Here is an 18,005-nt window from a genome sequence, read left to right on the forward strand (position 1 = left end):
GTGCTGAACCGACTCCGCGGGGCCATGACCCGCCTGTTCACGCCCGTCGCGCGGGTGCTGCTGCGCGCGGGCGTCTCGCCCGACGCCGTGACGGTCACGGGCACGCTCGTCGTCGTGGTCACCGCTCTGTGGGCGTTCCCCACCGGCCACTTCCTCGCCGGGTCGCTCGTCATCGCGGTGTTCGCGCTGACCGACTCGCTCGACGGCGTCATGGCCCGGCAGGCAGGTCGCTCGGGTCCGTGGGGTGCGTTCCTCGACTCGACGCTCGACCGGTTCGGGGACGCCGCGATCTTCGGCGGGATCGTGCTGTGGGGCTTCGGGGTCGGTGACGACGAGCTGACCGCCACGCTCGCGCTCGCCGCGCTCGTGCTCGGGTCCGTCGTGCCCTACGCGCGGGCGCGGGCCGAGGGGCTGGGCATGAACGGCTCGGGCGGCATCGCCGAGCGCGCGGACCGGTTGCTGCTCGTGCTCGGCGCGACCGGCCTGGTCGGGTTCGGTCTGCCCGTCGTCGTCCTCACCGTGGTGCTCGGCCTCCTCACGGTCGCCTCCGCCGTGACCGTGGTGCAGCGCATGGCCAAGGTGCGCCGGCAGGCGCGCGCGCTCGAGGTCGCGCCGTCCGACGGCGCCGCGGGGGCCGGCGCGTGAGGCTCGACGTCGGGGCGCTCTACGCGTTCGCGTGGCGGCACGCGCACCGCGTGCCGGGACCCGTGCTGCGGGGCGCCGCGAACCTGGGCGCCGACGTCACGTGGTGGCGGCACGGTGACGGGGTCCGGCGGCTGGAGAAGAACCTCGCGCGCGTGCGCCCCGAGCTCGACGCGGCACAGCTGCGCCGGCTGTCGCGCGCCGCGATGCGGTCCTACCTGCGCTACTTCGTCGAGGCGTTCTCGCTGGGCGGCTCCACCGGCGACCAGATCGACGCGCGCGTGCGCGCCGTCGGGCTCGACGCGATCCAGGACCACGTCGCGCAGGGGCGCGCCGTGGTGCTCGCGCTCGGGCACCTGGGGAACTGGGACCTCGCGGGAGCGTGGGCGACGCGCAACGTCGCGCACGTCACGACCGTCGCCGAGCGGCTCGAGCCGCCGCAGGTCTACGAGGAGTTCCTGCGGTTCCGCGAGGGCCTCGGCATGAGGATCCTCGCGCTGGGTGACGGCGACGTGTTCCGCGAGCTGCTGCGCGTCGCGCGCGCACCGCAGGGCGGCATCGTCCCGCTGCTCGCGGACCGTGACCTGACGCACCGCGGCGTCGAGGTCGACCTGTTCGGCCACCGGGCGCGTGTCGCGGCCGGACCGGCCGCGCTGTCGCTCGCGTCCGGGGCGCCGCTGTTCGCGACGGCGATCACGTACGAGCGGCTCCGGGGTGAACGCCGACGGCGCGCCGGGACCCCGTGGGGTCTGCGCATCGACTTCGTGCCCGTGGAGCCCGTGAGCCGCGACGTGCCGCGCGCCGAGCAGGTGCGGGTCCTGACGCAGGCGTGGGTGGACCGCCTCGCGGAGTGCCTGCACCGGCGCCCGCAGGACTGGCACATGCTCCAGCGCGTGTTCGTCGAGGACCTCGACCCCGAGCGGTACGCGGCCACGCGGCGGCGGGCCGGGGAGCTCGACGAGCGGGTGGAGGCGTCATGACCGCGCCCGCGACGCGCGCGCTGCGCGTGGGCATCGTCTGCCCCTACTCGTACGACGTGCCCGGCGGGGTGCAGTTCCACGTCCGGGACCTCGCGGAGGCGCTGCTCTCGCGGGGTCACGCGGTCGAGGTGCTCGCTCCTGCCGACGACGACACCCCGGTGCCCGACTACCTCACGGCCGCGGGCCGGGCCGTCCCCGTCCGCTACAACGGCTCCGTCGCGCGCCTCACGTTCGGCCCCGTGACCGCCGCACGCACCCGCAAGTGGCTCGAGCAGGGCCGGTTCGACGTGCTGCACCTGCACGAGCCGGTGACGCCGAGCCTGTCGATGCTGGCGCTGTGGATCGCGGACGGCCCCGTCGTCGCGACGTTCCACACCTCGACCGTGCGTTCGCGCTCGCTGCAGGTGGCGTTCCCGCTCGTGCGGCAGTCGCTCGAGAAGATCTCCGCGCGCATCGCCGTCTCGGAGGACGCGCGCCGCACGCTCGTCGACCACCTCGGCGGTGACGCCGTGGTCATCCCGAACGGCGTGTACGTGGACACGTTCGAGGCGGCCGAGCCCGACCCGCGCTGGACCGGGTCGCCGCAGGCGCCCACGATCGCGTTCCTCGGCCGGCTCGACGAGCCGCGCAAGGGCCTGGGCGTCCTGCTCGGCGCGGTGCGGGAGGTGCTCGCGCACGTGCCCGGTGCGCGGTTCCTCGTCGCGGGCCGCGGCGAGACGGGGCAGGAGCAGGCGCGCGAGGTGCTGGGGGACCGGGCCGGTGCCGTCGAGTTCCTCGGCGGGGTGTCCGACGAGGACAAGGCCAGGCTGCTCGCGTCGGTCGACGTGTACGTCGCCCCGCAGACCGGGGGGGAGAGCTTCGGCATCGTGCTGGTCGAGGCGATGAGCGCGGGCGCCACCGTCGTCGCGAGCGACCTGGGCGCGTTCTCGCGCGTGCTCGACGACGGGGCGGCCGGCGTGCTGTTCCGGACGGGCGACAGCGACGACCTGGCCCGCACGCTCGTGCGGGTGCTCGCGGACGCGGACCTGCGCACGCGCGTCGAGGCGCACGCGCGTGCCGTGGTCCGCCGGTACGACTGGTCCGCGGTGACGGACCAGGTGCTCGCCGTGTACGAGATGGCCGTCGCCGGAGGGCACGCGCCCGTGGGCGAGGACCCGTCCTCGCTGCGCGGCGCGCGGCTCATGGAGCTGCGCCGCAACCGGGGTGAGGCCCGATGAGGTGGTCCGAGGTCGCGGGCGTCGTCGTCGTGGTGCTCGCCGTGCTGGTGTGGTCGGTGTGGGTCGCGGCGTCCCGGCTCGACCGGCTGCATCGCAAGGTGGGTGCGTCGCGCAGCGTCGTGCAGGCGCAGCTCGTCCGACGCGCGACGGTGGCCGCCGAGCTCGCGACGTCGGGCCTGCTGGACCCGGTCTCGTCGGTCCTCGTGGGGGAGGCCGCGTGGTCGGCGCTCGCCGCGGACAGCGCGGTCGCGCGCCCCGACGCACCGCCCGAGCTGCTCGCGCTGCTGCTGTCGGACCCGCGGTCGAGCGGTGAGCGTGCCCTGTCGTCGCCCACGGAGGGCGCCCTGGCGACGGTCGAGGAGCTGCGCGACGAGCGCGGCGAGGTGGAGAGCGAGCTGAGCGCGACGCTGCGCGCGGTGCTCGACGACCCGGACGAGATCGCCGCGATGCGCGCCGTCCCGGGCGGTGACGAGCTCCTCGACGCACTGAGCTCGGCCTGGTACCGGGCGGAGATCGCTCGTCGGTTCCACAACGAGGCGGTGCTGCAGGCGCAGCGCGTGCGCCGGGGGCGGTTCGTGCGGCTCCTGCGGCTCGCCGGGCACGCGCCCGAGCCGCGCACGCTGGAGCTCGACGACGCGTGGCCGGAGGCGCTCGCGCGGCCCGGCGTCGGCTGACCCCGCAGCGGCGCCGGGGCGTGCCGCGCGTGAGACGTGCGGGCGGGTGCCGGTGCGCCACGCACTAGGATGGCCGGGTCGGTCCGTCGTGGTGCCCGTCCTCGTGTGGACGTCCCGCCCACGCGCGACGGCACCCCCCGACCGCACACCCCGTGACCGCACTTTCCACCTGCGAGGCTCGACGTGACCAGCGACACCAGCCAGCCCACCCCCACGAGCGACGCGGCCGGCGTCGTCGGCACCGCGCGCGTCAAGCGCGGCATGGCCGAGATGCTCAAGGGCGGCGTCATCATGGACGTCGTCACCGCGGAGCAGGCGAAGATCGCCGAGGACGCGGGCGCCGTCGCCGTCATGGCGCTCGAGCGCGTGCCGGCGGACATCCGCGCGCAGGGTGGCGTGGCGCGCATGAGCGACCCGGACCTGATCGACGGCATCATCGAGGCCGTCTCGATCCCGGTCATGGCCAAGGCGCGCATCGGGCACTTCGTCGAGGCGCAGGTGCTGCAGAGCCTCGGAGTCGACTACGTCGACGAGTCCGAGGTCCTCACGCCCGCGGACTACGCCCACCACATCGACAAGTGGGCGTTCACGGTGCCGTTCGTGTGCGGTGCGACCAACCTGGGCGAGGCGCTGCGCCGCATCACCGAGGGTGCGGCGATGATCCGCTCCAAGGGCGAGGCGGGCACGGGCGACGTGTCCAACGCGACGACCCACATGCGCACGCTGCGCGACGAGATCCGCCGCCTCACCTCGCTGCCCGAGGACGAGCTGTACCTCGCCGCCAAGGAGCTGCAGGCCCCGTACGAGCTCGTCAAGGAGGTCGCGACCGCGGGCAAGCTCCCGGTGGTGCTGTTCACCGCGGGTGGCATCGCGACGCCCGCGGACGCGGCCATGATGATGCAGCTCGGTGCCGAGGGCGTGTTCGTCGGCTCGGGCATCTTCAAGTCGGGCAACCCGGCCGAGCGCGCCGCGGCGATCGTCAAGGCGACGACGTTCTACGACGACCCGGACGTCATCGCGAAGGTCTCGCGCGGCCTCGGCGAGGCGATGGTCGGCATCAACGTCGACGACGTGCCGGTGCCGCACCGCCTGGCCGAGCGGGGCTGGTGACCTCACCGGGTTCGACGAGGGCCGCGGGCGACGAGGAGCCCGCGGCCCTCGTCGTGCCCGCCGGTCCGCCGGCCGACGACGCCGGGGACCCGGACGGCAGCGGCACCGGACCGGACCACGCGCTCGGTCCGGAGTGGACCCGCGGTGCGGACGGGATGCTGTCGCGCGCCGCGGCGCGCGTGATCCTGCTCGACGAGCACGACCGCGTGCTGCTGATCCGGGGGCACGACGCGGACCAGCCGGAGCGGTCGTGGTGGTTCACGGTCGGCGGCGGGATCGACGCGGGGGAGTCCGCGCGCGAGGCGGCGGTGCGCGAGGTGCGCGAGGAGACGGGCATCGTGCTGGCCGACGACGCGCTCGTCGGTCCGGTGCTGACGCGGTCGGCGATCTTCGACTTCTTCTTCGAGCACTGCCGGCAGGACGAGGAGATCTTCCTCGCGCGCGTGCCGGCGTCGTCGTTCGTCGCGGAGGACCGCTCGGGCTGGACCGCGCTCGAGCAGGACGTGATCGACGAGCTGCGGTGGTGGTCGCTGGCCGACCTCGCCGCCGTCGAGATCGAGGTGTTCCCCGAGGGGCTCGCGACCCTCGTCGCGGGCCTGCTGCCGCAGTGGGACGGCGAGACGCGCCACCTGGGCCTCGCGCGGGAGTGAGGCTCGCCCGTGCGGGTGACCGTACTGGTCGGTAACCTGCGCGTGACCTGAACCGCCTACCGTCGGAGCATGCCGACCCTCTCGCCGACCTCGCCCGCGCGCGCGATCCCGCGCAGCGGCATCCGGACGCTCATGGAGCTCGCGCTGCGCGACCCCGACGCGCTCCACCTCGAGATCGGCGAACCCGACGCGACACCCCCCGCGCACGTCCTCGACGCGGTCGCGCGGGCCGGCCGCGACGGGCGGCTCGGCTACACCTCGAGCCTGGGCCTCGACGAGCTGCGGGAGGCCGGCGCGGAGCGGATCGCCCGACGGTCCGGCGCGCGCGCCGACGCGTCCTCGGTCGTCGTGACGCACGGCGCGATGAACGGGCTCGCGACCGTGATGACCGCGCTGCTCGGGCCGGGCGACGAGGTGCTGCTGCCCGACCCCACGTTCCCGAACTGGGCGATGGCGGCACGCGCGTGCGCGGCGGTGCCGACGACCTACCCGGCGCACGCCCGGGAGGGCTTCGTCCCGCGGGTCGAGGACGTCGAGGCGGCGATCACGCCCCGCACCCGGGCGCTCGTCGTCTGCTCGCCCAACAACCCGACGGGCGCGGTCTACCCGGCCGCGACGCTCGAGGCGCTCGTCGAGCTCGCACGCCGGCACGACCTGTGGGTCCTGTCCGACGAGTGCTACGAGGCGATCACCTTCGACACCCCGCACGTGAGCCCCGCGGCGTTCGACACCGACGGGCGCGTGCTCGTCTTCCACTCGATGTCGAAGACGTACGCGATGACGGGATGGCGGATCGGACTCGCGCACCTGCCCGACCCGGAGCTCGTCGAGATCGTCGGGCACGTCGCGGAGGGGACGCTCGCGTGCCCGTCGGCGGGCGGGCAGCAGGCCGCACTCGCCGCCCTCACCGGCTCCCAGGAGTGGGTGCACGACGCGGTCGAGTCGTACTGGGACCGGCGCGACGCAGCGGTGCGGCTGCTGACGGCGCGCGGGCTGCGGTTCAGCGAGCCCGACGGCGCGTTCTACCTCATGGTCGACGTGGGCACGCCCGACACCGACGCGTTCGCGACCCGCCTGCTCGCTCGACGGCACGTCGCGGTCGCGCCCGGGTCCACGTTCGGCCGCGGCGCGCAGCGCATGGTGCGCGTGAGCCTGGCGGCGCCGCGCGACCGCCTGCTCGAGGGTCTGTCCCGGCTCGCGGACGAGGTGCGCCCGGCGGCCGGCAGCGCGGCGCGTGCCGCAGCGGCCCGCTGACCGCGCGACCGCAGGGCCGCCGCGCGGTGGAGGCGGCGGGCGTGAGCGCACGCGCCGAGCGGCGCCGGGGGCGACCTAGGATCGCCGGGTGACTGTCACCGTCGGTGTCCTGGCCCTGCAGGGGGACGTGCGCGAGCACGCGCACGCGCTCGAGTCCGAGGGCGCACGTGCGGTCCCCGTGCGTCGCACCTCCGAGCTCGACGCGGTCGACGCGCTCGTCATCCCGGGTGGGGAGTCGACGACGATCGACAAGCTCCTGCGCGCGTTCGACCTGTTCGAGCCGGTGCGTGCGCGGCTGCGCGGCGGCATGCCCGCGTACGGCTCGTGCGCGGGCATGATCCTGCTCGCCGACCGGGTGCTGGGCGGGATCGAGGGGCAGCAGACGCTCGGTGGCGTGGACATCACGGTGCGGCGCAACGCGTTCGGGCGTCAGGTCGACTCGTTCGAGACCGACCTCGCGATCGAGGGCGTCGAGGACGGCCCGCTGCACGCGGTCTTCATCCGTGCGCCGTGGGTCGAGGAGGTCGGCCCGGCGGCCTCGGTGGTCGGGCGCGTCGAGTCGGGGCCGGCCGCCGGTAGGATCGTCGCGGTCCGCCAGGGACCGCTGCTCGTGACCTCCTTCCATCCCGAGGTGACCGGCGACACCCGGGTGCACCGTCTCTTCGTCCAGATCGTCCTCGACACCCAGGGGTAACGAGCGCATGTCGGGTCACTCCAAGTGGGCCACCACGAAGCACAAGAAGGCCGTGATCGACGCGAAGCGCGGCAAGCTCTTCGCGAAGCTGATCAAGAACATCGAGGTGGCCGCCCGCACGGGCGGTGGTGACCCCGCGGGCAACCCCACGCTGTTCGACGCCATCCAGAAGGCCAAGAAGTCGTCCGTCCCGAACGACAACATCGACCGGGCGGTCAAGCGCGGCTCGGGCCAGGAGGCCGGCGGCGCGGACTACCAGACGATCATGTACGAGGGCTACGGCCCCGGTGGGGTCGCGGTGCTCGTCGAGTGCCTCACCGACAACCGCAACCGCGCGGCGTCCGACGTCCGCGTGGCGTTCACCCGCAACGGCGGCCAGATGGCCGACCCGGGCTCGGTCGCGTACATCTTCAGCCGCAAGGGCGTCGTCGTCGTGCCCCAGGAGGGCACCGACGAGGAGGCGGTCATGGAGGCCGTCCTCGAGGCGGGCGGCGAGGAGGTCAACGACCTCGGCGAGTCCTTCGAGGTGCTGAGCGAGGCGACCGACCTCGTGCCCGTGCGGACGGCGCTGCAGGAGGCGGGCATCGACTACGACTCCGCCGACGTGGTGTGGTGGCCGTCGACGCAGATCGAGGTCGACGCCGAGGGTGCGCGCAAGATCCTGCGCCTGATCGACGCGCTCGAGGACTCCGACGACGTGCAGAACGTCTACGCGAACTTCGACGCCTCCGACGAGGTCATGGCCGAGCTCGAGGACGACTGAGCCGGCCGGGCGTGGACCGTCCGAGCACGCGACGAGGGGCGCGTCACCTGCGGGTGACGCGCCCCTCGCGCGTCCCTCGCGCGTCCCGGGCCGGCACCGACGCGTCGCGACGAGCGGCGTGGGCGACTCGCGGCCGCGGGTGCCGGGGGAGCCCGCGGCGGGGTGCGACGATGCGCTCGTGCGAGTCCTCGGTGTCGACCCCGGCCTGACGCGGTGCGGCCTCGGCGTGGTCGACGGCCTGCCGGGGCGCCGCGTGCAGCTCGTCGCGGTGGGCGTGGCGACGTCCGCGCCGACGCTCGACATGGACCAGCGGCTGCTCGTGATCGAGCGGCGGATCGAGGAGTGGCTCGAGGAGCACGCGCCCGACACGGTGGCCGTCGAGCGGGTGTTCGCGCAGCACAACGTCCGGACGGTCATGGGCACCGCGCAGGTCGCCGGACTCGCGATGGTCGCCGCCGCGCGTCGGCGCATCCCCGTCGCGCTGCACACCCCGTCCGAGGTGAAGGCCGCGGTGACGGGCAGCGGCCGTGCGGACAAGCCGCAGGTGCAGACGATGGTCGCGCGTCTCCTGCGGCTCGACGAGGTGCCCCGGCCCGCGGACGCGGCGGACGCGCTGGCGCTCGCGATCTGCCACCTGTGGCGGCCGGCCGGGGCGCTGGGCGCGCCGCAGCGCCCCGGGTCGGCCCTGACCCCGGCGCAGCGCGCCTGGGCCGCGGCGGAGCAGGCGGCGCGGCGCTAGCGTGTCGTTCGTACAGATGTTCGCCCCTGTGGGAGAGTGGCCCGGGCAGGCCGTCCCGACGACCAGCGGACGGCCGTGACGACGAGGGAGGGCGCGTGATCGCCTCGGTACGCGGGACGGTGCTCGCGGTGCGGCTGGACTCGGCGGTGGTCGAGGTCGGGGGCGTCGGGATGCTCGTGCAGGCGACCCCCGCCACGCTCGCGCAGCTGCGCGTCGGGCAGGAGTCGACGTTGCACACCTCGCTCGTCGTGCGGGAGGACTCGCTCACCCTGTTCGGCTTCGCGGACGACGACGAGCGCGAGGTGTTCGAGACGGTGCAGACGGTCAGCGGGGTCGGCCCGCGCCTGGCGCTGGCGATGCTCGCGGTGCACACGCCGGACGGGCTGCGCCGGGCGGTCGCCGACGAGGACCTCAAGGCGCTCGAGCGCGTGCCCGGCATCGGACGCAAGGGCGCGCAGCGCATCGTGCTCGAGCTCAAGGACCGGCTGGGTGCCCCGGCCCCGGCCGTGATGGGCGGGCAGCCGCAGGCCGCCGCGCCCACCGGGGACGACCGGCGCCAGCAGGTCGTCGACGCGCTCGTCGGCCTCGGCTGGAACGCCAAGGTCGCCGAGCAGGCCGTCGAGTCCGTGCTCGAGGACGTCGAGGGCCCGCTGCGCGCCGACGAGGTGCCGGGGGTGCTGCGGGCGGCCCTGCGGAGCCTGGGTGGTGGCCGTGGCTGACCGGGACGACGAGCGCTCCGACGTCGAGCTCGTCACGGAGCGGTTCCCCGCGGAGTCGCTCGTGCACGCGGGCGCGGACGACCTGGAGCGGGCCGCGGAGGCGGCCCTGCGCCCGCGGCGGCTCGCGGAGTTCGTCGGGCAGCGGGTGGTGCGCGAGCAGTTGTCCGTGGTGCTCGACGCCGCCCGGGGACGGGGGAGGGCGCCCGACCACGTCCTCCTGTCCGGTCCGCCCGGGTTGGGCAAGACGACGCTCGCGATGATCGTCGCCGCCGAGCTCGGCGCGTCGCTGCGCGTGACGAGCGGCCCCGCGATCCAGCACGCGGGCGACCTGGCGGCCGTGCTGTCCTCGCTCGAGGAGGGCGAGGTGCTGTTCCTCGACGAGATCCACCGCATCGCGCGGCCCGCGGAGGAGCTGCTGTACGTCGCGATGGAGGACTTCCGGGTGGACGTGGTCGTCGGCAAGGGTGCGGGCGCGTCCGCGATCCCCCTGTCGCTCCCGCCGTTCACCGTGGTCGGCGCGACGACGCGTGCGGGTCTCCTGCCCGCACCGCTGCGCGACCGGTTCGGCTTCACGGGCCACCTCGACTTCTACGACGCCGACGAGCTCGAGCAGGTGCTGCTGCGCTCGGCCGGGCTGCTGGGCGTGCAGCTCGCGGGCGCCGCGGCACGGGAGATCGCGTCGCGCTCGCGCGGCACCCCCCGCATCGCGAACCGGCTCCTGCGCCGCGTGCGCGACTGGGCCGAGGTGCGCGGCGACGGGACGCTGAGCCTGGCGGCGGCGCGCGCGGCGCTCGAGGTGTACGAGGTCGACGAGCGCGGCCTGGACCGGCTCGACCGCTCCGTGCTCGAGGCGCTGTGCCTGCGGTTCGGCGGCGGACCGGTCGGGCTGACGACGCTGGCCGTGGCCGTGGGCGAGGAGCCCGAGACGGTCGAGACGGTCGCCGAGCCGTTCCTGGTGCGTGAGGGCCTCGTGGGCCGGACGCCGCGCGGCCGGGTGGCGCTGCCGGCGGCCTGGTCCCACCTGGGCCTGACGCCACCGCGGGACCCGGGGACGCTGTTCGCCTGAAGGTCGGCGTGGGCAGTTCGTCCCAGCCGTGCCCGGATGACGGCCGCGTGTGAGAGGCTCCCCGCGGTACGGGAACGCCCGCACCTGGACGTGCGTTGGAGCGCTGGGCGGCTACGCCTAGACTGCCCCGGACACGATCGAACGTGAGGACCCCGCTGTGACTCTGCTCAACGCCGCGCCTGCCGCCGATACCGCGGCCGCCACCACCGGTGGTGGCGGCTACTCGATGTACCTGATCCTCATCCTCGCGGTGGCCGCGTTCTGGTTCATGTCGCGCAAGAGCCGCAAGCAGCAGCGCGCGCAGCAGGAGTTCCGCAGCACCCTCCAGCCCGGCGACGAGGTCATGACCGCGTCCGGGATGATGGGCGTCGTGGTCGAGGTCGAGGACGACACGATCACGCTGGAGTCGACCCCGGGCAGCCGCACGCGCTGGGTCCGCGCCGCGATCGCCAAGAAGGTCGAGGCGCCCGTCGCCGACGACCAGCCGTCCGACGAGGACGGCACCGAGGACGACGAGCCCGCCGACCGACTCGACGACGAGCCGATCGACGTGCCCGACGACCTGTCGTCGCTGCCGCCGTCCCGCGGCGACGACGACACCGACCGGAAGTAGTCCCGCGGTCCGACGAGCGGTTCGTCGGACCCAGTCCCCACCGGTCGCACGCGCGACCGGTGCGCGCACGAGAGAAGAACTCCGTTGGCCCCACCCACACGCCGCCGCCGGCCGGTCCGCACGCTGATCACGCTCGTGGTCCTCATGCTCCTGCCGTTCATCGCGGTCTTCATCGGAACGAAGACGTCCGACGCGACCTGGACGCCCAAGCTCGCCCTCGACCTCGAGGGCGGTACGCAGATCATCCTGACCCCGGTGACCACCGACGGCCGGCAGCCGACCTCGGAGGACATCACCCAGGCGATCAACGTCATCCGGCAGCGCGTCGACGGCTCCGGTGTCGCCGAGGCGGAGATCTCCAGCCAGGGCGGCAACAACATCGTCGTCGCGATCCCCGGCAAGGCGTCCGAGGAGACCATCGCGACGGTGAGCCGGTCGTCGCACATGGAGTTCCGCCCGGTGCTCGTCGAGGACTACGCGATCACCGCGCAGCCGACGGCCGACCCGAGCGCCGACCCGAGTGCCGGTCCCAGCGCCGACCCGAGCGCCGAGCCGACGTCGGCGCCCACCGCGGGCGAGAGCGCCGAGCCGTCGCCGACGCAGTCGAGCGACACGACGGCCGACGCGACGGACGACGAGAGCGCGCCCGCCACGGCCGAGCCCACCGAGCAGCCGACCGCGCAGCCGAGCGACGCCGCCTCGCAGGAGCCGTCGCCGGCCGCGACCGCGCCGAGCGAGCCGACGTCGGCGAGCGACAAGGCGTACTGGGTCACGGACGAGGTCCAGGCCCAGTTCGACGCGCTCGACTGCACGGACCCGGCGAACCTCGCCGGCGGTGTCTCGGGCGACCCGGACAAGGCGTTCGTCGCGTGCGGCGTCGACTCCGACGGCAACAGCTCGATGCTGAAGTACATCCTCGGCCCGGTCGAGATCGACGGTTCCGAGATCTCGTCCGCGGGCTCGGGCCTCGAGACCCTCGCGAACGGCGCCATCGGCAGCCGCTGGATCGTGAACATGGAGTTCACGTCCAAGGGTGCCAAGGAGTTCTCGGACGTCACGACGCGACTGGCGTCGCTCACGACGCCGCAGAACCAGTTCGCGATGGTGCTGGACGGCCTCGTGATCTCGGCGCCGAGCGTCGACAAGACGATCCCGAACGGCAAGGCGCAGATCTCGGGCAGCTTCAACCAGACGACCGCCGCGTCGCTCGCGAACCGCCTGAGCTTCGGCTCGCTGCCGCTCAACTTCGAGGTGCAGTCGGAGCAGCAGATCTCCGCGACGCTCGGCACCGAGCAGCTCCAGAAGGGTCTGCTCGCGGGTGTCATCGGCCTGCTGCTCGTCGTCGTGTACTCGCTGATCCAGTACCGCGCGCTCGGCCTGCTGACCGTCGCGTCGCTGATCGTCGCCGCGACGCTGACGTTCGGTGTGATCGCGTTGCTCTCGTGGACGCAGGGTTACCGCCTGTCGCTCCCCGGCGTCGCGGGTCTGATCGTGGCGATCGGTATCACCGCGGACTCGTTCATCGTGTACTTCGAGCGCATCCGTGACGAGCTGCGTGAGGGCCGCACGCTCGGTGCCGCGGTCGAGCGGGGCTGGGCGCGTGCCCGCCGCACGATCCTGGCGTCCGACGCGGTGAACCTCATCGCGGCGATCGTCCTGTACTTCCTCGCCGTCGGTGGCGTGCGAGGGTTCGCGTTCACGCTGGGCCTGACCACGGTCATCGACGTCATCGTCGTGTTCCTGTTCACGCACCCGGTGATGGAGCTCATCGCCAAGACGAGGTTCTTCAACGAGGGCCACGCGGCATCCGGCCTCGACCCGCGCCGCCTCGGTGTGCCGGGGACGCGTTACGTCGGCCGCGGCAAGGTCGCGATGGGCCGGCGCGAGGACACCGAGCCCGGCGAGGGCTCGCTGGCCGCCGAGGTCCGGACGCCTGTCGCGTCCGGTGTCGGTGGCCGCGGGGACGGGCTGACGATCGCGCAGCGCAAGGCGGCCGAGCGTGCGGCGCAGCAGCGCCTCGCGCAGGACCCGGTCGCTGACGCACCGACCGACGACGCGACCGGCGACGCGCCGGCCGAGGGGAGCGAGCGCTGATGGCCGTCGGATTCGCCCAGTGGGGCAACGACCTGTACACGGGCCGCCGTTCGTACGACATCGTCGGCCACCGCCGGGCCTTCTACCTGGCGTCGGCGATCCTCGTGCTGATCTCGGGGTTCCTGCTCGTGAAGCCGGGGCTCAACCCCGGGATCGAGTTCCGCGGGGGCTCGGAGTTCGTCGTCTCGGGCATCGAGGGCGAGCGCGACCAGCAGCTCGCGATCGACACAGTGCTCGCGGTCGCGTCGCAGGAGTCGCCCGAGGTGACCAACCTCGGAGGGGACTCGCTGCGCATCCAGGTCGCCGAGCTCACGGACGCCGAGCTCAAGGAGGTCGCCTCGGCGCTGCAGGCCGCGTTCGACGTCTCGCAGGACGAGATCACGACGCAGTTCGTCGGCCCCACCTGGGGCGCTGACGTGTCCAGCAAGGCCATCAGCGGCATCGTCGTGTTCCTGGTGTTCGTCTCGGTCGTGATGACGGCGTACTTCCGGAACTGGCGCATGGCGCTGGCCGCGCTCATCGCGCTCATCCACGACCTGGTGATCACGGTCGGCCTGTACGCGGGTGTCGGCTGGGAGGTCACGCCCGCGACGGTGATCGGCTTCCTGACGATCCTCGGGTACTCGATCTACGACACCGTCGTGGTGTTCGACAAGGTGCGGGAGAACACCGCCGACACGCTCGACCAGACGCGGTTCACGTACGCGGAGAAGGCCAACCTCGCGGTCAACCAGACGCTGGTGCGGTCGATCAACACCTCCGTCGTCGCGCTGCTGCCGGTGTCCGCGATCCTCTTCGTCGGCGCGTTCATCCTCGGTGCGGGCACGCTGCGCGACATCGCGCTCGCGCTCTTCGTCGGCATGCTCGTCGGCGCGTACTCGTCGATCTTCCTCGCGACGCCGCTCGAGGTGAGCCTGCGCGAGCGCGAGCCGCGCATCAAGGCGCACACCGCCAAGGTCCTCGCCTCGCGCGTCCCCGGAGCGGAGGGCGAGGCCGTCGCGGCGGCGTCGACCGTCCGGGCCGTGGGCCAGCTCCGGCCGGGCGCGCACCAGGGGCAGGCCGCGCAGCCGAAGCGGCGCAAGCCCGCGCGATGAGTGACCTCGTCACCGGTGACCCGGCCCGCGACGCCGTCGCGCGCCGGGTCACCGAGCTCGTCCGGCTCGTACCCGACTACCCGCAGCCGGGAGTGCTGTTCCGCGACATCACGCCGTTGCTCGCCGACGCGCGCGCGTTCGCGGACGTCGTGGCGGCCATGGCGTCGGTGGCGGGTCAGGTCGACCTGGTGGCGGGCATGGAGGCTCGCGGCTTCCTGCTCGCCGGCCCGGTCGCGACCGCGCTCGGCGCGGGCCTCGTGCCTGTCCGCAAGGCCGGCAAGCTGCCCGGCCCGACCGCGACGGCCACGTACGCGCTCGAGTACGGCGAGGCCGAGATCGAGATCCACCCGGCGACCATCACCCCCGGTGCGCGGGTGCTCGTCGTGGACGACGTGCTCGCCACGGGCGGCACGGCCGCCGCGACGGTCGGGCTGCTGCGCTCCTGCGGCGCGGACGTCGTCGGCCTGTCGTTCCTCGTGGAGCTCGCGGGTCTGGGCGGGCGTGCGCACCTGCCCGGGCTGTCCGTCGACACGGTGCTCACCGTCGACTGAGACGTCGTCCGGGCTCACCGCGGGCACGCGAGCGCACGCGGTGAGCCCGCCGGCACGGGTCCCTCGGCGGGCCCGCGCGCGGACGACCCGTCGTGCGGACGTAGACTCGTGCGATCCAGCGTGAGCAGCACGGAGGGAGACCGGGTGGCCGAGGACCTCGTCGCGCCCGCCACGGGCGATCGGTCGCCGTCAGCCGCGGCCCAGCCCACCGGGTCGGCGCCAGCGACCGGCGAGCAGTCCGGCTCGTCGGCGTCGCGGGTGCGCGCGCGTCTGACCCGGTTCGGCGGGACCCGGGGTCCCGCGTACCCCGCGCTCGAGCCCGTCCTGCAGGCCGCGCGAGCGAACCACCCGAAGGCCGACCTCGGCACCGTCGAGCGTGCGTACGTCGTGGCCGAGCGCGCGCACCGCGGCCAGCTCCGCAAGAGCGGCGACCCGTACATCACGCACCCGGTCGCTGTCGCGACGATCCTCGCCGAGCTCGGCATGACCCCGTCCACGCTCGTCGCGGCCCTGCTGCACGACACGGTCGAGGACACCGAGTACTCCCTCGAGCAGCTGCGGCGCGAGTTCGGCCCCGAGGTCGCGATGCTCGTCGACGGCGTGACGAAGCTCGACAAGGTCACCTATGGCGACGCGGCGCAGGCGGAGACGGTCCGCAAGATGGTCGTCGCGATGGCCCACGACATCCGCGTCCTGGTCATCAAGCTCGCCGACCGCCTCCACAACGCGCGGACCTGGAAGTTCGTGCCCGCCGCGTCGGCCGAGAAGAAGGCGCGCGAGACGCTCGAGATCTACGCGCCGCTCGCGCACCGGCTCGGCATGAACACGATCAAGTGGGAGCTCGAGGACCTGTCGTTCGCGACGCTCTACCCGAAGGTCTACGACGAGATCGTGCACCTCGTCGCCGAGCGCGCGCCCGCACGCGAGGAGTACCTGGCGGTCGTGCGGGACCAGGTCGGCGCGGACCTGCGCGCCGCGAAGATCAAGGCGACCGTGACGGGCCGGCCGAAGCACTACTACTCGATCTACCAGAAGATGATCGTGCGCGGCCGCGACTTCGCCGACATCTACGACCTGGTGGGCGTGCGCGTCCTGGTCGACACGGTCCGTGACTGCTACGCGGCGCTCGGCGCGCTGCACGCGCGGTGGAACCCGGTCCCCGGCCGGTTCAAGGACTACATCGCGATGCCCAAGTTCAACCTGTACCAGTCGCTGCACACCACGGTGATCGGGCCGGGCGGCAAGCCCGTCGAGATCCAGATCCGCACGCACGACATGCACCGGCGCGCGGAGTACGGCGTCGCCGCGCACTGGAAGTACAAGGAGAACGCGAAGAGCAACGGCGGCACGCAGACCGAGGCGCCCGGCGGCGGTGACATGGCGTGGCTGCGCCAGCTCGTCGACTGGCAGCGCGAGACGGCCGACCCGACCGAGTTCCTCGACTCGCTGCGGTTCGAGATCGCCGGCTCCGAGGTGTACGTGTTCACGCCGAAGGGTGACGTGATCGCCCTGCCGCAAGGCTCGACGCCCGTCGACTTCGCGTACGCGGTGCACACCGAGGTCGGGCACCGCACGATGGGCGCGCGCGTCAACGGGCGGCTCGTCCCGCTGGACTCCACGCTCGAGAACGGCGACGTCGTCGACGTCTTCACCTCGAAGTCCGAGACCGCCGGCCCGAGCCGCGACTGGCTGGGCTTCGTCAAGAGCCCGCGTGCCCGCAACAAGATCCGCCAGTGGTTCTCCAAGGAGCGCCGCGAGGAGGCCATCGAGCACGGCAAGGACTCGATCGCCAAGGCGATGCGCAAGCAGAACCTGCCCATGCAGCGCCTGCTCTCGCACGAGTCCCTCGTCGCCCTCGCGTCCGAGATGCGGTTCGCGGACGTCTCCGCGCTCTACGCCGCCGTCGGCGAGGGCCAGGTCGCCGCGTCGACCGTCGTGCAGCGCCTCGTGCAGGCGCTCGGCGGGGAGACGGGCGCCGAGGAGGACCTCGCCGAGACCGCGCGCCCCGGCCCGACCGCGCGGCGTGTGCGCACGGGCGACCCCGGTGTCGTGGTCCGTGGCGTCGACGACGTATGGGTCAAGCTCGCGAAGTGCTGCACCCCTGTGCCGGGCGACGACATCGTGGGGTTCGTGACGCGTGGCGCGGGCGTGAGCGTGCACCGTGCCGACTGCATCAACGTCGAGCAGCTCCGCCAGCAGCCCGAGCGCATGCTCGACGTCGAGTGGAGCCACACCTCGTCGTCGCTGTTCCTGGTGCAGATCCAGGTCGAGGCGCTCGACCGGGCGCGGCTGCTCTCGGACGTCACACGGGTCCTGTCGGACCACCACGTCAACATCCTGTCGGCGTCGGTCTCGACGTCGCGCGACCGGGTGGCGATGTCGCGGTTCGTGTTCGAGATGGCCGAGCCCTCGCACCTCGCGTCGGTCCTCGCGGCGGTGCGCAAGATCGAGGGCGTGTTCGACGTCTACCGCATCACCGGGGCCCGGCCCGACGACGCGCTGCGCTGAGGTTCGCCGCGCGCCACGCCGAGGGACGCGACCCGCTCGCTCGCGTCCTCGAGTGCGCCGAAGGCGCGTCGCACGTGCCGGCGCCCCGTCATGGCGGCGAGGCGCGCACGCACCTCCTGCAGGTCCACCCCGCACGAGGCGAGCGCCACGAGCCGCTCGACGGCCGCGGCACCCTCCACCCAGCGCGCGACGTCCGCGCCGGTCCGCACGGGTGAGGTGACGGGGACTCCCGCGACGAGGACGACGTCGCCCTGCGCGAAGACGGTCTCCGCGCTCGCGCGGTCCGGCCGCGCGTCCGGCCGTCGCACGCCGACCGGCACCAGGACGCACGCCCGGGCCGGGGCCCGACCCCCCGCGTGCACCCAGGCAGCGGCGTCCCGGCCGAGCACGCCGTGCCGGGGGAGCGCCGGTGCGAGCGCCTGCGCGCGGTCGTCCGGCTCGGGCGGACGCTCGGTGGTGACGGCGACGTCGTCGGTCAGCGCGACGAGCACGCCGTCGAGCTGCATGCCCACCCACTCCCCGGGCGGCAGGTCGCCGCGGCGCACGAGGCGCGGGAGGACGCACGGGGCGGGAAGGAGCGAGAGGGCGTCGGCCATCCCGTGAGGATGCCCGACGCCCTCCGGCGGCGTGCGCGCGC

18 protein-coding genes are annotated in these 18,005 nt (G+C 73.8%); 17 read left to right on the forward strand and 1 reads right to left on the reverse strand.

Features of this window, described 5'->3' with window-relative positions; genetic code table 11:
* From pgsA to ACT17Q_RS07780, 17 genes are all read left to right on the forward strand, one after another.
* Complete coding sequence (gene pgsA / locus ACT17Q_RS07700; RefSeq protein WP_094180117.1) at positions 1 to 645, forward strand: phosphatidylinositol phosphate synthase; 645 nt, start codon at positions 1 to 3, stop codon at positions 643 to 645.
* The gene (locus ACT17Q_RS07705) at positions 642 to 1,622 is read left to right on the forward strand and encodes a phosphatidylinositol mannoside acyltransferase (protein WP_444665286.1); all 981 of its coding nucleotides are present in this window, start codon (positions 642 to 644) and stop codon (positions 1,620 to 1,622) included. Before pgsA ends, ACT17Q_RS07705 begins: the two co-directional genes overlap by 4 nt.
* Positions 1,623 to 1,642: 20 nt before the next feature.
* Complete coding sequence (locus ACT17Q_RS07710; RefSeq protein ID WP_444665371.1) at positions 1,643 to 2,839, forward strand: glycosyltransferase family 4 protein; 1,197 nt, start codon at positions 1,643 to 1,645, stop codon at positions 2,837 to 2,839.
* Positions 2,836 to 3,513, forward strand: coding sequence for a hypothetical protein (locus ACT17Q_RS07715; RefSeq protein WP_094180114.1), 678 nt, complete (start codon positions 2,836 to 2,838; stop codon positions 3,511 to 3,513). The genes ACT17Q_RS07710 and ACT17Q_RS07715 overlap by 4 nt, the downstream gene beginning before the upstream one ends.
* Positions 3,514 to 3,774: 261 nt before the next feature.
* Positions 3,775 to 4,623 carry a pyridoxal 5'-phosphate synthase lyase subunit PdxS gene (gene pdxS, locus ACT17Q_RS07720; RefSeq protein WP_208405197.1) on the forward strand — a complete coding sequence of 283 codons (849 nt, stop codon included), beginning with the start codon at positions 3,775 to 3,777 and terminating at the stop codon, positions 4,621 to 4,623.
* A complete protein-coding gene (locus ACT17Q_RS07725; RefSeq protein WP_232514664.1) occupies positions 4,620 to 5,273 on the forward strand; it encodes an NUDIX hydrolase in 654 nt (217 codons plus the stop codon). Before pdxS ends, ACT17Q_RS07725 begins: the two co-directional genes overlap by 4 nt.
* Before the next feature lie 69 nt (positions 5,274 to 5,342).
* Complete coding sequence (locus ACT17Q_RS07730) at positions 5,343 to 6,527, forward strand: pyridoxal phosphate-dependent aminotransferase (protein ID WP_444665287.1); 1,185 nt, start codon at positions 5,343 to 5,345, stop codon at positions 6,525 to 6,527.
* Positions 6,528 to 6,615: 88 nt separating this feature from the next.
* On the forward strand, positions 6,616 to 7,221 hold the full coding sequence (pdxT, locus tag ACT17Q_RS07735; protein ID WP_268534280.1) for a pyridoxal 5'-phosphate synthase glutaminase subunit PdxT: 606 nt from the start codon (positions 6,616 to 6,618) through the stop codon (positions 7,219 to 7,221).
* Positions 7,222 to 7,228: 7 nt separating this feature from the next.
* Positions 7,229 to 7,984, forward strand: coding sequence for a YebC/PmpR family DNA-binding transcriptional regulator (locus ACT17Q_RS07740; protein WP_141319228.1), 756 nt, complete (start codon positions 7,229 to 7,231; stop codon positions 7,982 to 7,984).
* 178 nt (positions 7,985 to 8,162) lie between these two features.
* Positions 8,163 to 8,723: a crossover junction endodeoxyribonuclease RuvC gene (gene ruvC / locus ACT17Q_RS07745; RefSeq protein ID WP_444665288.1), complete on the forward strand. Its 561-nt coding sequence runs from the start codon at positions 8,163 to 8,165 to the stop codon at positions 8,721 to 8,723.
* Between the two features lie 95 nt (positions 8,724 to 8,818).
* Positions 8,819 to 9,442 (forward strand): Holliday junction branch migration protein RuvA, encoded by a 624-nt coding sequence (gene ruvA, locus ACT17Q_RS07750; protein WP_444665289.1) that lies wholly within the window; start codon positions 8,819 to 8,821, stop codon positions 9,440 to 9,442.
* On the forward strand, positions 9,435 to 10,508 hold the full coding sequence (ruvB, locus tag ACT17Q_RS07755) for a Holliday junction branch migration DNA helicase RuvB (protein ID WP_444665290.1): 1,074 nt from the start codon (positions 9,435 to 9,437) through the stop codon (positions 10,506 to 10,508). Before ruvA ends, ruvB begins: the two co-directional genes overlap by 8 nt.
* Before the next feature lie 157 nt (positions 10,509 to 10,665).
* Positions 10,666 to 11,121, forward strand: coding sequence for a preprotein translocase subunit YajC (gene yajC / locus ACT17Q_RS07760; RefSeq protein ID WP_232514663.1), 456 nt, complete (start codon positions 10,666 to 10,668; stop codon positions 11,119 to 11,121).
* A 144-nt stretch (positions 11,122 to 11,265) separates the two neighbouring features.
* A complete protein-coding gene (gene secD / locus ACT17Q_RS07765) occupies positions 11,266 to 13,215 on the forward strand; it encodes a protein translocase subunit SecD (RefSeq protein ID WP_444665372.1) in 1,950 nt (649 codons plus the stop codon).
* Positions 13,215 to 14,309 carry a protein translocase subunit SecF gene (gene secF, locus ACT17Q_RS07770; RefSeq protein ID WP_444665291.1) on the forward strand — a complete coding sequence of 365 codons (1,095 nt, stop codon included), beginning with the start codon at positions 13,215 to 13,217 and terminating at the stop codon, positions 14,307 to 14,309. Before secD ends, secF begins: the two co-directional genes overlap by 1 nt.
* On the forward strand, positions 14,306 to 14,860 hold the full coding sequence (locus ACT17Q_RS07775) for an adenine phosphoribosyltransferase (RefSeq protein WP_444665292.1): 555 nt from the start codon (positions 14,306 to 14,308) through the stop codon (positions 14,858 to 14,860). The genes secF and ACT17Q_RS07775 overlap by 4 nt, the downstream gene beginning before the upstream one ends.
* Before the next feature lie 120 nt (positions 14,861 to 14,980).
* Positions 14,981 to 17,368, forward strand: coding sequence for a RelA/SpoT family protein (locus tag ACT17Q_RS07780; protein ID WP_244937662.1), 2,388 nt, complete (start codon positions 14,981 to 14,983; stop codon positions 17,366 to 17,368).
* Here ACT17Q_RS07780 and ACT17Q_RS07785 read toward each other — a convergent pair.
* Positions 17,326 to 17,964 carry a hypothetical protein gene (locus tag ACT17Q_RS07785; protein WP_444665293.1) on the reverse strand — a complete coding sequence of 213 codons (639 nt, stop codon included), beginning with the start codon at positions 17,962 to 17,964 and terminating at the stop codon, positions 17,326 to 17,328. The two genes, ACT17Q_RS07780 and ACT17Q_RS07785, sit on opposite strands and share 43 nt — an antisense overlap.
* Positions 17,965 to 18,005: the final 41 nt, after the last annotated feature.

The sequence above is a fragment of the Cellulomonas sp. CW35 genome (assembly GCF_052378485.1).
Taxonomy (GTDB): domain Bacteria; phylum Actinomycetota; class Actinomycetes; order Actinomycetales; family Cellulomonadaceae; genus Cellulomonas; species Cellulomonas uda.